Raw genomic sequence first — 16,443 nt, 5'->3', positions numbered from 1 at the left:
TAAGGGGGGAGGCCCCCCTTATAACCTAGTGTTGGGATAATTTTTCGATAAATTGTTTTAAAACATCGATCTGTACGTGATCCATAACCACTATTTTGTACCATTGTGAGGCATCGCCGTGTGAATCTGGTACCAAACCAAATTCGGTAACTAATGCGATAGGGATATCTGCGGCACGTATGGTAATGATATTCATCTGTGGATTTCTATAATAACGTATACCTAGCTCGTCCAGATCTCCACAGCATACGGTGGTTCTGTACAATAAGGTGTTCAACTTTTCTAGCCATCCGTGTGGACCGTAGGTTTGTAATATCATCCATACTGCTATGGCATTGGCACCGGATCTGCTACCACTCAGGGTGATGTCCATGCCGTTAACGTATTTGGCCTCGGCAGTGAGCACATAGTTGATCAGTCCTTTTCTAGATAAAAAGATGCCGGTTCCGTAAGGTGCCTGAAGCATTTTGTGGGCATCTAAGGTGACGGAAGATACATGCGGATTATTGAATCCTATGTTATTCTCCGATTGTACTATGGGGTATATAAAACCTCCAAAAGCTGCATCCATGTGAATTTTGAAGTGCAGTTCGTATTTGGCAAGGACTGTTGCATAACTATCTGGATTGTCTACACTACCGAACATGGTTGTGCCCACATTGGAAATTACGATAGCGTATTTCTTTCCAGACCGTTGAGCTTGTGCTACCAAGCAGTCTAGTTCGGATTCAATAAGTTCTCGGGTATCCATTTGAACAGGGATGGAGAGAAAGTCGATCTGAAGCAGATTAGAGGCTTTATGGACGGAATAATGAGTGTCTTCGGAAGCGATCAATAGGATCTCGTCGAGACGGGCTCCGTACTCTTGCATGAAAAAATTTCTATACATCCAACAGGCCTGAATATTAGCTTCGGTGCCACCTGTTGCGATGTAGCCATCACAACTGTCTTCTGTGGCTTTTAATATGTCCTCACTCAATATTTTTATGACTTCCCGTTCGATTTCCTGAGTTCCTGCAAAATAAGGTTCCGATTCGCCAAGGGTGTGACAACCGATATGATTGGGGTTTTGCACGATTGACTGTAGGAAAGGAGCTTCTTTGAGAAAGGAGGCTTGGTCGTAAAACACCTGACTGTCTAATTTGGAACCAGGTACGCCTAGGGTTATAATCTTTTGATAGTCTATGTTTTTTGAAAGCGCATCTGCGATATGTTGGCGCTGTTCGTCAAAATTTATTTTTTTCCAGTATTTCATCTTGCTGTTTAGTTCTATTAGTTACGGACTGTATGTAAAAATACACCATCGAGCACCTTAAGGGGTGTTGAAAAATCCTTAGCCTAACAAAAGTAAAGTATCTTGAGCGATTTGTGTTCGATCACCATATACTTCCGAATATTTTGTAGAATTCTAGTGCCTTTTGGGGATTGTTCTGATATTATTTCGGTACATCTATTCTTTGTCTTACGTTTTTTAGTACATCTTACTTTTTTTGAAAATAAGGTGTTTGTTAATTTAAGTGAAAGTGATGTTGTAGATAAGTGCTTTACTTTATAGTAGTGACATGTTATTAAAGTTTTGTTATAAAATAGTCTTATGAGGATCCTGTACAAAGATTTTTGTACTTTTGGGTAGATAGGGATAAAATGTTGGATTATTAATTAAAAACAGTCAGGTGAAAATACTACGCGCGTATACGGATTCCTTTAAGGGCTTATCTCAAGAGGCTTGGATGCTTTCGATTGTGATGTTGATCAATCGTACCGGTTCTATGGTTATTCCTTTTTTGGGGGTGTATATGGCAGATCACCTGAAGTTTGACATTACGCACACAGGTATTGTACTTAGCTTTTACGGTATAGGTTCGGTAATCGGATCTTGGTTAGGTGGTTTTTTTACGGATCGATTTGGCGAGTATAGGGTGCAAAGCTTAAGCTTATTCCTCAGTGCACCTTTATTTGTGCTAATTCCATTTTTTCCTACTGTAGAGGGGATGGCTTGTATTATATTGGTGCAGAGTATTATCAGCGAAACATTCCGACCCGCCAATTCTGTAGCTATAACAAAGTATGCCAAACCCCAAAATCTGACGCGGGCATTTTCATTGAATCGAATGGCTGTGAATCTTGGTTATTCCATTGGACCCGCTTTAGGAGGGATTCTTTCTGCTATTTCTTATGAGTTTTTGTTTTCTATAAATACGGCCGGAGCTTTGATCGCGGGGATTGTCTATGTCAAGTTTTTTAGGAAAAGGCATAAACAGTATCAGGCAAAGGTCCAAGAACGTGAAAAACATAGAAAGGAGCTAAATATGCAATCTACGGTGAAAAGTAAATCACCTTACCGTGATATACCGTTTGTTGTATTTTGTTTTTTCTGTACAATATTTTCCATCTGTTTTTTTCAGTTTTTCAATACCATTCCTATCTTCTATAAGGAGGTTGCCCAAATGGATCAGGCTACGATAGGCTATGTGTTGGGATATAGTGGCTTTATAATCGTTTTGTTAGAGATGTTGGTGGTTAATTTTGCTGATAAATACCTGACGATTGCTAAAACTATTCTTTACGGAGCCTTGTTGTGTGCGATTGCCTATGCTATTTTAGCATTCAATCATCATATTTCTATATTGTTACTGTCTATAACGTTGTTGAGTGTTAGTGAGATATTGGTGCTACCGTTTATGTCAACAATTACAGCGTTGCGATCTGGAAAACAGAGCCAAGGTGCTTATATGGGGTTGAATGGGATGAGTTTTTCGTTCTCTTTTATTATTACGCCCTTATTGGGGACACAAATCGTACATCAATTGGGATTTGATACATTGTGGTTGGGAACTGGAAGTATATTGGCATTGTCGGCAGTAGCCCTGTATTTTGTAATACGATGGATGCTGCCGAAGGATAAGTATACACAGGCCGAAGGCCTAGGGGACCATTAGGTTATCTGCAAATACTATTCGCAAAAAAAGGTTGCTCCTGATAATTGAGCAACCTTTATGATGTATCGATGAACTATAAACAAAATTACATCAGTTCTATTTCAGAAATCTGATTGCCTTGTTTGGTTCTTGTGTATTTGTACTTTACTTTTTGATTTAGCGTCAATACCATCCCCGCTAGTTTGTCGTTAAAGTATACTGTCTCGCGGCTCTCGTTGTCCCTGATGAAACCATAATTTCCAGTTTCGTTGTAATAGGAAACTTTACCGTAAAGGAATTCGTCTTCATTATCAACAGGGCGTTGCAAATCTTCTTCCTTAAACTTATAAACCTGTGTAGGAGGTGTATCCGAGATGTTTCCGAATTCGTCAACGTAAGCAAACATTTCTTCCAATGATTTTCCTTTGTTATTATTGGATTTGTTTACCTCACGTCTTTCTTGCTTTTCTTTTTTCTTCTGTTGTTGTTTCTTCGCGCGTTCTTTTTTGTTGAATGTAAGTTGACTTTTAGCCATTAAATAGAATTAAAGATTATTATATAAATAAAAATGAAAGGTGTATGTCTTAAATTAGCGGACTTGGCTCAAGGATAAGAAATAGGGGCCTTTGTGATATTGGAACAAAGATACAAACTTTATTTGATAAAAACTAACAGACAGACGTCTAACCGTCAAAGTTAACTACTGGTAATAAGGCGTCTAATTGTAGATAAGGGATTTTTTTTTTAGGTTTAAGGAACAAATTAAATCAAGATTGCGATGAATTTTAAAATAGTATTTTTCTTTAGTCTATTTTTCTGGACGATATGGGGATTAAAGGCGCAAACGTCTTTGGACTATTGTAACGACCGGATTCGGACGGGGGCTGAGCGGACAGAAAGCTATGTTCCTTATCTGAAAGGCAAGCGTGTCGCTATTTTGGGAAACCCTTCTACAGTTATTAAAAAAGAGCATCTGGTTGATAGTCTATTGAAGTTGGGGGTAAAGATTGTAAAGATATTCGGACCTGAGCATGGTTTTAGAGGTAATGCGAGTAATGGTACAGAGGTGAGTGATGAGGTGGATGTAAAGACGGGAATACCGATCATTTCTTTGTATGGCAGTAAAAGGAAGCCTTCTGCTGCAGATCTTGCCGATATCGATGTTTTTATTTTTGATGTTCAGGATATGGGTGTACGTTTTTATACGAATATCAATACGCTACGCGATATTATGGAAGCCTGTGCGGAGCAGGGTAAAGAATTGTTGATCCTTGATCGGCCTAACCCGAACGCGTATCTTATCGATGGACCTATCCTGGATATGAAGCACAGGTCAGGTATAGGTCAATTTCCGGTGCCGATAGCCCACGGTATGACGATAGCGGAATTTGCACAGATGATAAATGGAGAGGGCTGGATGTCAACTGCGAAGAAGTGCAAATTAAAGATTATTCCTGTAGAAGGATATGCGCACCATATGTTGTATAAATTGCTCGTGAGCCCTTCGCCTAATCTAAATACAGAACAAAGTATTCTTTTATACCCGAGTACCTGTCTGTTTGAAGGCGTTAAAGTGAATCATGGCAGAGGTACTGATTATCCATTTACAGTTATTGGGAGCCCTGCCTACAAAGGTATCTATAGCTTTTCTTTTACGCCGGTGAGTAAGAAGGGCATGAGTGAGAAACCGTTGTTTATGAATGAAAAGTGTTATGGACTGGATTTACGCGGATATGATCTGCATAGCTTGGTAAAGCGTAAAAAGCTTAATTTAGCATGGATTATGGAATTGTATGAAAAATCGCCTGAAAAGGATAAATTCTTTGACCAAAGTTTTTCAGATCAGATCGGTCGTTTTGAAAACTTGTCGGGTGTAGATGATTTACGTCTACAGATTGAGAGAGGTACTAGTGAGAAAGAGATACGCGCCAGCTGGGCAGATGGGTTGGCCAAGTATAAGCTGATGCGTAAAAAGTATACAATTTATGAAGATTAAGGAGTTAACAGACAAAGATAATATGGGTATTAAATCTAAGGAGTGAATGCAGGAGAAAGTGAATTTATTTTGGTTTCGTAGAGACCTGAGGTTGGAGGATAACCATGGTTTATTTAGGGCCTTGAATGAGGGGGGAGAGGTGATCCCAATCTTTATTTTTGATCCTGATATATTATCTAAACTACCGACTGTCGAGGACCGGAGGGTGGATTATATTCATCAAGCCTTATGCTCGCTACAGGAACAGTTAAGGATATTAGGTACGGATATCTATGTATATGTCGGAAAGCCCCTTGCTGTTTTTAAGGAGTTGACACAGGTGTTTAACATTGATAAGGTGTACAGCAATAAAGATTATGAACCCGATGCGGTTGGAAGAGATATTGAAGTTGGAGCTTGGTTGAAAAATGAGGGGATAGGATTTAAGTCCTATAAAGATCAGGTGATCTTTGAGGAATTTGATGTCTTAAAAAAGGATGGAACCCCCTATACGGTGTATACTCCTTATAGTCGTATATGGAAATCTAAATTGTCTGCGAAAGATTTGGTTCCCTTTGAAATCATTGATGCTGGCTTCAAAAAACTTCCTTTTAAAGAGATACCTACACTGGCAGATATTGGTTTTCAAAAGACGGACATTCATTATGTGAAGCCTAAATTGGAAGGGCAAGATATCAAAGACTACGATAAAAACAGGGATTTCCCGGGATTGGATGCTACTAGCAGAATTGGAATAGCCTTACGGTTTGGGACTATTTCTATTCGTAAATGTGTGTCAATGGCCCAACGGTGGAATGAAGTGTGGCTGAATGAACTGATCTGGCGCGAGTTTTTTATGCAGATTATCTTTCATTATCCGCAGTCGCAACGTGAATGTTTTAAATCTGCATATGAGTCGATACCATGGCGCAATGATGAGTCGGCATTCGAACGGTGGTGCAAAGGAGAGACGGGGTATGCGCTGGTTGATGCGGGTATGATCGAGCTGAATGAGACAGGATTTATGCATAATAGGGTGCGGATGGTGGTCGCTAGCTTTTTGACCAAGCATCTTTTGATTGATTGGCGTTGGGGCGAAGCTTATTTTGCAGGAAAGCTATTGGATTACGATTGTAGTGCAAATGTAGGAAATTGGCAATGGGCGGCGGGATGTGGTTGTGATGCGGCTCCGTATTTTCGGGTATTCAATCCGGATGAACAGCTTAGAAAGTTTGATAAGGACTTAAGTTATGTAAGACGTTGGAATCCTGATTTTGAATCTAAGTCAATGAATCGTATTGTCGAACATGTTTTTGCGAGAGAACGCGCATTGCGTACCTATAAAGAAGCTTTACAAAATAGGGGGTAAACCGTGAAAATAGGGGCATAAAAAAAGGTTTTCAAACGGGGAGAATGAAAACCTTTATAACCAATTATAAACCTAAATTATGATGCCACAAAGATAGTGTATCTTTTACACAAATGCAAATTTATTTTTATATATGTGTTAAGCGAGCTCTTGTAACCATGTGATGTTACCAGAATAACGTATATAAAGCTGCTGTAATACCTAATACCAATAATGCACCGACAGCAAACGAATGGTCGAGTTTGAACATCTTTACATCTATCTCAAGCCCCTTTGGTATCACTCCTTTTTTGTTTTCATATATACTTATTAGATACATTCCTATTAAACAGGTAATAAATACCATAGCAACTCTATCTATAAACGGTATTTCATAGATTCCGTTGACCGGAACAGCAAATCCGGCGGACGCTAAGAAGGACAGGTCTACCATTTTGGGTAAAAATTTCAGAAGCAAAGAAAATAGAAAACCTCCGATCGTCGCAAACAAAGCCGCGTTGGAGGTAGTCCGCTTCCAGAAGAAACCCAATAAGAACATAGCGAAAATCCCGGGAGACACAAATCCGGTGTATTCTTGTATATATTGAAAGCCTCCCTTTTTGTCTATTCCTAAGTGTGGGGCTATTATTACGGCTAATAGCATAGAGACTACAATTGTTATCTTACCAATATTGACCAGTTTTTTTTCTGAAGCCTCTTTGTGAAAGAGGTTTTTGTAGATGTCTAGTGTGAATATAGTGGCAATACTATTTGCTTTTCCTGCTAAAGAAGCGACGACGGCGGCAGTCAATGCTGCAAAGGATAAGCCTTTTAGTCCTGTAGGGAGAAGATTCAGGAGGACAGGATAGGCCCGATCTGGATTAAGCTCTCCACCGCTGGTCATTTCTTGTTGAAAGAGTCCTTCTTTATAGAGTACGTAAGCAGCAATGCCTGGCAAAACAACGATAATAGGCATTAAAAGTTTTAAAAAGGCCGCAAATAGGAGTCCATTCCGTGCAGTCGAAAGGTCTGCTCCTAAGGCCCGTTGGGTAATATATTGATTACAGCCCCAATAGCTTAAATTGATCACCCACATACCTCCGATTAGGACACTTAGTCCGGGCAGGTCTATGTAATTGGGATTATCGGGGTGTAATATCATATGGAAATGTTCTGAGGCATGGGTCGTGACATGCTGGTAACCGTCCAAAATGCCAGTGCCGCCGAAGTGGCTGGATACTAAATCTAAGGCCAAATAGGTGGTGGCCAGTCCACCAAAGATTAGAAAGAATACTTGTATAACATCGGTATACCCGATTACTTTCATACCGCCCAGGGTGATAAATATCGCAAATATGGCGAGCCCATACGTGCATAGATTAAAGTCTAATTCTGAAATACTGGATACCGCAAGAGCGCCAAGAAAAAGTATAGAGGTGAGATTGACAACGATATAGAGTAATAACCAAAAGACCGCCATAATTAAAGCAACGGTCCCATTGTAACGTTGATGGAGAAATTGTGGCATGGTGAAAATCTTATTTTTTAGATAGACTGGAAGAAAAAATACCGCTACAACTAGTAGGGTAACAGCGGCCATCCACTCGTAGGTGGCTATAGCTAACCCTATTTTGAAACCAGAGCCACTCATACCTATAAACTGTTCGGCGGAGATATTAGAAGCGATCAGGGAGGCACCGATAGCCCACCACGTTAAAGAACCTTCTGCTAAAAAATAGTCTTTGGAACCTTCGATAGCAGATTTTTTCTTGAAGTAGATATATATTCCATAACCTGCCACGATAATGAAATACACTAAAAAAACGATATAATCTTGAATAGCCATATTGGGTTTATATAAAGGTTGTTTGGTTAAATTGTTCTCAATGGAAATACACGGATTACTTTTTGACTTTAATATTCTAATAGTGAGGTCCCGTTGCTTAGTTTTACTTGTATTGGCGAAATAGACTTTCCAAATCGATCGAAGTAAGCGGTGGCTATTTTATCAATCAGTGCGGTTGAACCGCCTTTTTTGATAATGTTGATGGTACAGCCTCCAAAACCACCGCCCATCATACGGGCGCCTGCTACTGTGGGAAGTCCTTGTACAAAGTGTACCAAAAAGTCTAACTCTGCACAACTGACTTCATAATCCTTACTCAAGTCCCAGTGTGCTTCATAAAGAAGCCGGCCAAACTGCGTGATGTCTTTACGTTGAATAGCGTCACTGGCTTGCTGTACTCGCATATTCTCTTGGACAACGAACCTGCATTTTCTAAATATATCCTCGGATAGAGGACGAACTATGTCGTCCAACTGCTGTAGATTGATATCGCGCAGGGTGTTTAATTCAGGATACTTTTCTTTTACCCATGCGACACCTTGCTCACAGGCTTCTCTACGTTTGTTGTATGCTGAGGAGGCGAGATTGTGCTTCACATTGCTATTGAGAAGGAGAATTTCATATTCTGGCCATTGTAATTCAAAATAACGGTATGATAGGTCTTTACAGTCTAGGACAAAAGCTTGGTTTTCTTTGCCCATAATAGAGGCAAATTGATCCATAATGCCACAATTGACCCCGATGTATCTGTGCTCGGTCTGCTGTCCTATTTGTGCTATTTCTAAACGCGATAATCCCAGTTGAAAAAGTGTATTGATTCCAAAACCTGTGGCACAGGTTAGCGCGGCCGACGAGGATAGGCCTGCCCCAAGAGGAATATCTCCGTCTAGAAAGAGGTTGATACCCGATTTTATACTTTTTTTGTCGTTTATTAGTTGTACGACCCCCAATATATACCTGGCCCATTCGGGAGCTGATTCCGAGGCCTGTTGATGTAGTGTAGTTTTAAAGTAGGTATTGTAGGCGGCAGAGAAGATATGGATTTCATTGTCTTCTCTGATAGATAGCGCTACATATATGTATCTGTCTATTGCAGCGGGAAAAACAAAGCCTTCATTGTAATCGGTATGTTCGCCGATAAGATTTATACGTCCCGGTGATCTGGCTATACAGCTAGGGACGACTTGAAAGTGTTGAATAAATTGTTGATTAAGGTATGTTTTGGTGTACATGATATATTATCGGGTGCTTTTGTAGTGTATGGTTGACTGATTGCGTAATATCTCGGCGGCGGATTCTGGCGTAATATCTCGTTGAGGATTGGCGAGCATTTCATAACCTACCATGAATTTTTTGATGTTTGCAGATCGCAACAATGGTGGATAAAAGTGCATATGCCAATGCCAACCTGTGTATGCTCCGCTATTGACTGGAGACTGGTGCATACCTGCAGAATAAGGAAATGAGGTCTGAAAAAGATTATCGTAACGTATGGTAAGCTTTTGAAGGATGTTGGCTAGGTCATTTTTTTCGTCTATTTTAAATTGACCTATGTGCTGTATATGCCTCTTGCTGATGATCAATGTCTCATAAGGCCAGGATGCCCAAAATGGAACTACTACTGCAAAATGACGGCTTTCGGTGACTATTCGTGTTTGTTCTCTTAACTCGAGTTCAAGATAATCTGAAAGAAGAGATGTTTTATATTGTTGGTAGTGTTTTTCAAGATGGTATGTCTCTTTCTCAATCTCTGTCGGTATCGACTGCTGTGCCCATATCTGGCCATGCGGGTGTGGATTGCTACATCCCATGATAGTCCCTTTATTCTCAAATATCTGTATGTATTTGATCCATTCTATCTGTTGTAGATTTATAAATTCGCTCTGCCAAAGATCAACCACAGACGTTATTTTGTCAAGTTCCATTTCGGGTAATGTTAGATCATGCCGAGGACTAAAAACAATAACCTTGCAAATACCTCTTTCATGAGTGGCTTGTAATAAGTGCTTTGTGTCTGCTGGTTCTACAATGGGCTCATTAATAGTATTATCTAACAGTGCTGAAAAGTCATTGATAAATACATAGGGGTCTTTATAATCTGGATTGTTGGCTCCTCCTGCTCTCGAGTTATTGGGGCATAAGTAACATTTAGGGTCGTGTGGGGGCATGGCGTCGACAATAATGTCTTCCATTTGTCCCTGCCAAGGGCGTTTATTTCTTTGAGGAGATACCAATACTCTTTCACCTGTTAATATATTGGTGCGTAAATGTGGGCTATCGAAGTTTAAGTTCATTTTACTACAACATGGCTAATGAATCGGAAGATTCCTTTTTTGGAATACAAAATACGAATATGTGTGCTGAAAACATAATGCTTTTGTAATATCTGGCTGCCTTTGTTGTTTTTTAGAATATACATATATTCGTCTACAATTCTATAATATGGTGGGATTGATTAATTAGTGATTTATGAATAAAATTTATGATTTTTTTAATTTACACCAAGGGGAGGACGCTAAAGATAAAGTCCTGGAGAATGTGTTGTCTAACATATCCTTTCGTGGGGCTAACCTGTGGATTCTTGCCTGTGCTATTGTAGTTGCATCGGTCGGACTTAACGTGAACTCGACAGCTGTTATCATTGGAGCGATGCTAATATCACCATTGATGGGGCCTATTGTAGGAGCTGGATTTGCACTAGGTACGTACGATTTTGAGTTGTTGAAAAAGTCCTTAAAAAATCTGGCCATCGCTACATTGGTGAGTCTTTTGGTATCTTTTTTATATTTTGTATTGAGCCCGTTTAAAGATGCTCAATCTGAACTTTTGGCCCGTACCTCGCCGAATATTTATGACGTATTGATTGCCTTTTTTGGTGGCTTGGTAGGCGTTATTGCTATTACGAGGGTGGAGAAAGGAAACCCCATTCCGGGGGTTGCAATTGCGACAGCGTTGATGCCACCATTATGTACAGCAGGTTATGGGTTGGCAATAGGTAATATCAGTTACTTTGCAGGTGCCCTATACTTATACACGATAAATTGTTTTTTTATCTGTATTTCAACATTCCTGATTGTAAAGCTATTGAAGTATCCTAAAGTGAAATTTGTTGATGAGGAACGGGAAAAGCGGATAACAAGAATCATATCTTTATTAATACTGGTTATGTTGGTGCCAAGTTCTTATTTGGCTTATGCGCTGTTGCAAGAAAAAAAATACGCTCAAAATGCAGATCGGTTTATCAAAAGTGAATTGATCGACAAAGGATATACGTTGATTTATGAAAAGATAAGTTTTAACAGCCGTCCGAAGAAAATTGAATTGGCCTTTTTGGATAAACGCTTTACAAACCAGGAATTGACCATGCTGAACGATAGGCTGGAAGCCTATCAGATAGGAGATACAGAGTTGCGTATCAGACAGGATAGTACCGATCTGAAACAGGATATCCTCAAGGAAATAAATAGGCAGTCGTATAATGTTTCTGAAAAAGACCTCACTATTCAGAATTTAAGGAAGCAATTGGCTAGTTATACCTTTGACGATAAGCAGTTGATTCAAGAGATCAATATCTTGTTCCCGGATCTAGCCCCGTTTTCTATCGGAAAGCAGTTGGTCGTGGTGAATGTAGATAGCAGCTATCATGAAGATGTACTGCTGTATGGTGCTAAGAAAGATTTGGGAGCAGAGTCCGTAAAAACTTTGGAGAACTGGTTGCGGACGAAACTCAATTCGGATAAGGTACGGGTGAGTAAAGCTGAAATGTAAGTTTGATTTATGATACAGCGCGATCTGTAGAATTACGTCGTCGATAGATCGCGCTGTATTTAATTTATTTAAGACTTTTATTTTGAAGAGACTTTGCCCGAAAGCAAGGTCAGATAACCGATAATCCCGGCCAATAAAGACGTTATTAAAATGGAAAGCTTAGCTTCAGAAACATGTAATGGGTCACCAAAAGAAAGGATGGCTATAAATATGGACATGGTGAAACCAATACCGGCTAAGAGACCTACCCCCAAAATATGACGCCAGGTACTACCTTCCGGTAGACTACTTAATTTTAGTTTTGTACATAGGTAAGAAGTTAACAGGATACCTACTGGTTTGCCCAATAATAGTCCCAAGGAGATACCTAATCCCAGTGAAGATGTTAGTCCAGCCAGCATTTCGCTTTCAAGTGTGATGTTTGTATTGGCAAAGGCGAACAGTGGGATGATGAGGAAGTTGACCGGCTTGGTCAACGCATGCTCAAGACGTTCTAACGGGGACTCTATATCTGTATCGTTGGTAGGAATAGTCATGGCTACCAATACACCAGCAATCGTAGCGTGTATGCCCGAATGGTGGACAAAATACCAAATAAATATTCCTGGTATAAGATATAGATAAGGATTGAGTACGTTCATTCTATTCATGATAATCAGAACTACGAGGCCAATAGCTGCATACAATAGGTAGGTTGTCTCGATACCTGAGGAATAGAAAAATGCAATGACGAGGATGGCTATTAAATCGTCCACAATAGCCAGAGCGGCTAGAAATATCTTTAGACTGCTTGGTATACGGTTGCCCAATAGATTGATCACAGCTAATGCAAAAGCGATATCTGTCGCCATTGGAATTCCCCAGCCTGATGCGGTCTCTTGTCCAGCATTGAGACCCAGGTATATGATGGCTGGTACTACGGCTCCGCCTATAGCACATAAAATAGGTAAAGATGCTTTTTGAGGAGATGACAATTCTCCTTCTACAATCTCCCGTTTGATCTCTAAGCCAACTAGAAGGAAGAAAATAGCCATTAAACCGTCGTTAATCCAGAGAAGGATAGGGTAGCGGAGATGAACACTTTCGTTCTCAAATCCGATAGGATGATCAAGTATATTTTGCAAGGGGACGGCAAAATCGGTGTTTGCTAAAATCATGGAGATAATAACACAGATAAATAGAATAATCCCGCCTGCATTACTTGATTGAAAAAAGTCTTTAAAGACATTTAAATTGATAAGTTTTGTCATCGCTTACGATAAAGTTAAAATATGAACCCTTTGGAGGCTTTTAAATTATGTTTGGCAATGGCGTATTTTTATTCACGTATCTGATCTACACTTTTTAAAATAGCCGTTGAAAGCTTAGCAGGAGATTGTACTTTTCCTTTCTAAGCCTTGCTAAAATAGGAAAAACAGAAGGTGCTGCCTTGAATTATTGCATAGATTATATCTATTGCAATCACAATTAGTTATTCGATTTTTTGTATTTTGCGGGTTTAAAAAGGTTAACAGCTGCTTTTGATCAGACGCTGTGCCGAATCGGATGCTACCACTAGACCAGCTGCGAGCATGATGATATCTTTCAGTACCAATCTACCTGCACCCGATAGGTAGGGAAATCCGTAGTGGGGAGTAGCGAAGTCGCCCCCGAGATTAGGAACGTATACCTCAGGCGTAGTAACAAGAAAGGATAAGGTGACTAAGGACATACCAAATGTCAGTATTCCTCCAATCAACCCCAACTTCGCAGACCATATCCCCGCTAAGGTGAGAAGACCGATAATAACAATGACCGAACCGAGTGCATACGAAAATGCATAGGTACCGTTTGATAGATGCCAATCTATGTTCTTCTGTACGGTTTTGCCTTCTGGGTTTTTATAATTTTGATATTCAGGGGCTGATTTTTGATAGAAAAAGCTCATAAATGGACTGTTGGCGACAAAGGGGACAATGCCGTCGGCTTCATATTGAAAAGCCTTTAACCCACCTATCCATGCCATTACAATAAAGATACTGATTCGCATTAAATGTATGAAGTTCGATTGTGAGTTTGCTAGAAACTGTAAGATGTACTGCATATCTGTGACTTTCTTTGGTATACACAAAAATATGTTATACTTGATGATCACGGAATGGACAAATTCGACTATACCATAGATTATTTTGCTACGATGGATATGCCTACCTTCTCTCGGTATTGAGACGGGGAGATGCCAACATTTTTCTTAAAGTATCGACTAAAATAATATTCGTCATTGAAGTTTAAGGTTTCTGCAATCTCTTTAATAGGTAAATGGGTGAGGTGGAGTAGTTTTTTTGCTTCTAAAACAGTGCGTTCCTGAATAAGTAAGGATGGGGATTTGCCGAGTTGTTGTCTGATTTTTTTGCTGAAACTGTCCAAATTTATATTTGCTTGATCAGCATAATATTTTACCGATTTTTGGGTGCGGAATAGTTGTTCTAACTGTTTCTGAAAGGTGTTACCTATAGTGTGGTTAATCTGGTCTAATGGCGTGAATCCTTCCATTATTAACTTCTTCTCTTTACTACAAAGTGCCAATAATAGCTGTAGGTAGGCTTTTATGATAGAGTCTGAATTGTCAGGAGATAAGGAGATTTCGTCTGCTATTTTTTGGTATATCCGTTCCATTTCGTTGAATAAGGATGTTCCAACTGTTACATAGGGTTGTATATAAATATTATTGAATAGTATGCCGTTGCAGGCTACCTCTTTTTTATGGTATTCGATGCAATAATAATCTCCATGAAAGGTGAGCTGTCTGTAACATAAATGAGGAGCGCCGTGGATTTGTAAGTGTTGATAAGGACTGAGAAAAAGAATCGAATGCGCAGGAATAGTGTATGCTGTGAAATCGACTTGTGTAATAGTAACTTTGTCTACTAGTAAAATCTGGTATAGGGGAATTTGATAATCATCCGCTAATAGGATGGAGTCTAGTTGGTTAATTCTTATTAGTTCCTGTTGACGATCCACTTGCTCCATGATTGTAATACTTAAGTTATCGGTGAAGACTAAAAATAGTAATATTCTGTGGTATTTGGGTCGGATAAGGGAGGAATAGGTACGAAGAAATCTTTAATAGAGAATGTTGTTGGAATAGCTGGAATTTTAATAGCTTCGTATTCAAATGAACATGAAGTGAATAAGGTACTAATTATTGATGACGAAGATAAATTAAGGCAGTTAATGGCCAAGATTATCGGTCTGGAGGGGTTTGAAGTCTTTCAGGCAGCTGATATTAAAGCGGGATTGAAAAGGTTGGAGTCTACGGATATCGATGTGGTGATCTGCGATGTGAAGCTTCCCGATGGAAGTGGTGTGGATACCGTAAAGTATATCAAGGAAAAATATCCTTGCGTGGAGGTTATCTTATTGACAGCTTACGGCAATATACCCGACGGTGTACAGGCGATTAAGAATGGTGCCTTTGATTATATTACGAAGGGAGACGATAATAATAAGATAATCCCACTTTTATATAAGGCGAATGATAAAGCTTCTTTGGCGAAGAAGGTGAATCAGTTGGAAAATAGATTGGTAAAAAAATATTCTTTTGATAAAATAGTGGGTAAATCTAAAATTTTACAACAAACCATAGATTTAGCAAAAAGAGTAGCTGCTACCGATACCACGGTATTGCTTACAGGAGAGACAGGAACCGGAAAGGAAGTCTTTGCACAGTCAATACATCAAGAAAGCACCCGCTCCAAGTCAAACTTCGTCGCTATAAATTGTTCGGCATTCAGTCGTGAGCTTTTGGAAAATGAACTTTTCGGACATCGCGCAGGCGCTTTCACTGGCGCAAACAAAGACCAAAAGGGATTATTTGAAGAAGCGCATCGAGGTACTATATTTCTGGATGAGATAGGCGAGATGGCAGTTGAGCTTCAAGCTAAAATATTACGGGTACTGGAAACAGGAGAGTTTTTAAGGGTAGGAGATTCTAAACCTACGAAAGTGGATGTGCGTATCATTGCGGCAACTAATCGGAATCTCGAAGAAGAGATTGCTAAAGATACTTTTCGTAGTGATCTGTTTTACAGACTTTCTGTTTTTGTAATTCACCTTCCGGCTCTGCGTGATAGGAAGGAGGACTTAAAGGGCCTTGCGCTACACTATATTCAGGAATTTTCACTTAAGGCGGGTAAAAAGCCCTTGTCCCTGAGTCCAGAGTATCTAGAGCTACTGGAGAAAAACGAATGGAAAGGTAATATCAGGGAACTAAAGAATGTTATCGAACGAAGTGTAATCTTAGCAGATAATGATAGTGTAGATGTAGGAACATTGCCTTTAGAAATGCAGTACGACGGTTTAAAAACCAGTAGCTCATCTTCTATGGCGTTGACTGAAATAGAACGTATCCATATTCATAAAGTACTACAGCACACTGGTGGTAATAAAGCGGAGGCTGCACGCCTTTTACAGATTGGCATAGCTACCCTGTATCGGAAGATAGACGAATATAAATTGTAAATCATATTAAAATAAAACGCACTCATTTTGAGAAAGAGCCTATCATTTTGATAGGCTTTTTTTGTTGATGAATAAGTACTTCTGTTTG

Annotated in this window: 13 protein-coding genes; 5 read left to right on the top strand and 8 right to left on the bottom strand. The window is 39.6% G+C overall.

Annotated elements, in window-relative coordinates; translation table 11 throughout:
• Positions 1–25 precede the first annotated feature (25 nt).
• Positions 26–1,255, bottom strand: a complete 1,230-nt coding sequence (locus G7B20_RS09485) for a pyridoxal phosphate-dependent decarboxylase family protein (protein WP_164110644.1) — start codon at positions 1,253–1,255, stop codon at positions 26–28.
• 418 nt (positions 1,256–1,673) lie between these two features.
• Between G7B20_RS09485 and G7B20_RS09480 the strand changes: the two genes are divergently transcribed.
• Complete coding sequence (locus G7B20_RS09480; protein ID WP_240452752.1) at positions 1,674–2,939, top strand: MFS transporter; 1,266 nt, start codon at positions 1,674–1,676, stop codon at positions 2,937–2,939.
• An 85-nt stretch (positions 2,940–3,024) separates the two neighbouring features.
• On the opposite strand, the gene G7B20_RS09475 is transcribed toward G7B20_RS09480, so the two are convergent.
• Positions 3,025–3,453 carry a cold-shock protein gene (locus G7B20_RS09475; protein ID WP_205600200.1) on the bottom strand — a complete coding sequence of 143 codons (429 nt, stop codon included), beginning with the start codon at positions 3,451–3,453 and terminating at the stop codon, positions 3,025–3,027.
• 243 nt (positions 3,454–3,696) lie between these two features.
• Between G7B20_RS09475 and G7B20_RS09470 the strand changes: the two genes are divergently transcribed.
• Positions 3,697–4,914, top strand: coding sequence for an exo-beta-N-acetylmuramidase NamZ domain-containing protein (locus tag G7B20_RS09470; RefSeq protein WP_164110642.1), 1,218 nt, complete (start codon positions 3,697–3,699; stop codon positions 4,912–4,914).
• A gap of 46 nt (positions 4,915–4,960) precedes the next feature.
• On the top strand, positions 4,961–6,262 hold the full coding sequence (locus tag G7B20_RS09465; RefSeq protein WP_164110640.1) for a cryptochrome/photolyase family protein: 1,302 nt from the start codon (positions 4,961–4,963) through the stop codon (positions 6,260–6,262).
• A 166-nt stretch (positions 6,263–6,428) separates the two neighbouring features.
• On the opposite strand, the gene G7B20_RS09460 is transcribed toward G7B20_RS09465, so the two are convergent.
• The 3 genes from G7B20_RS09460 to G7B20_RS09450 form a co-directional block, all read right to left on the bottom strand.
• Positions 6,429–8,087, bottom strand: a complete 1,659-nt coding sequence (locus G7B20_RS09460) for a sodium:solute symporter family transporter (RefSeq protein WP_164110638.1) — start codon at positions 8,085–8,087, stop codon at positions 6,429–6,431.
• Positions 8,088–8,155: 68 nt separating this feature from the next.
• Positions 8,156–9,319 (bottom strand): galactokinase, encoded by a 1,164-nt coding sequence (gene galK, locus G7B20_RS09455; protein ID WP_164110636.1) that lies wholly within the window; start codon positions 9,317–9,319, stop codon positions 8,156–8,158.
• 6 nt (positions 9,320–9,325) lie between these two features.
• The gene (locus G7B20_RS09450; RefSeq protein WP_164110634.1) at positions 9,326–10,381 is read right to left on the bottom strand and encodes a UDP-glucose--hexose-1-phosphate uridylyltransferase; all 1,056 of its coding nucleotides are present in this window, start codon (positions 10,379–10,381) and stop codon (positions 9,326–9,328) included.
• A 175-nt stretch (positions 10,382–10,556) separates the two neighbouring features.
• Here G7B20_RS09450 and G7B20_RS09445 point away from each other — a divergent pair, with 175 nt between their 5' ends.
• Complete coding sequence (locus G7B20_RS09445; RefSeq protein ID WP_164110632.1) at positions 10,557–11,855, top strand: DUF389 domain-containing protein; 1,299 nt, start codon at positions 10,557–10,559, stop codon at positions 11,853–11,855.
• 77 nt (positions 11,856–11,932) lie between these two features.
• Here the strand turns inward: G7B20_RS09445 and nhaA are convergent, their stop codons facing one another.
• From nhaA to G7B20_RS09430, 3 genes are all read right to left on the bottom strand, one after another.
• Positions 11,933–13,105: a Na+/H+ antiporter NhaA gene (gene nhaA, locus G7B20_RS09440; protein WP_164110630.1), complete on the bottom strand. Its 1,173-nt coding sequence runs from the start codon at positions 13,103–13,105 to the stop codon at positions 11,933–11,935.
• 257 nt (positions 13,106–13,362) lie between these two features.
• Positions 13,363–13,938: a reactive chlorine resistance membrane protein RclC gene (gene rclC, locus G7B20_RS09435; protein ID WP_164110628.1), complete on the bottom strand. Its 576-nt coding sequence runs from the start codon at positions 13,936–13,938 to the stop codon at positions 13,363–13,365.
• Positions 13,939–14,018: 80 nt separating this feature from the next.
• Positions 14,019–14,864, bottom strand: coding sequence for a helix-turn-helix domain-containing protein (locus tag G7B20_RS09430; RefSeq protein ID WP_164110625.1), 846 nt, complete (start codon positions 14,862–14,864; stop codon positions 14,019–14,021).
• A 156-nt stretch (positions 14,865–15,020) separates the two neighbouring features.
• Between G7B20_RS09430 and G7B20_RS09425 the strand changes: the two genes are divergently transcribed.
• Positions 15,021–16,355, top strand: coding sequence for a sigma-54-dependent transcriptional regulator (locus G7B20_RS09425; RefSeq protein ID WP_164110881.1), 1,335 nt, complete (start codon positions 15,021–15,023; stop codon positions 16,353–16,355).
• Positions 16,356–16,443: the final 88 nt, after the last annotated feature.

Source organism: Sphingobacterium sp. xlx-96 (assembly GCF_011007365.1).
Lineage (GTDB): Bacteria > Bacteroidota > Bacteroidia > Sphingobacteriales > Sphingobacteriaceae > Sphingobacterium > Sphingobacterium luzhongxinii.
This window is presented reverse-complemented; position numbering and strand designations above follow the sequence as displayed.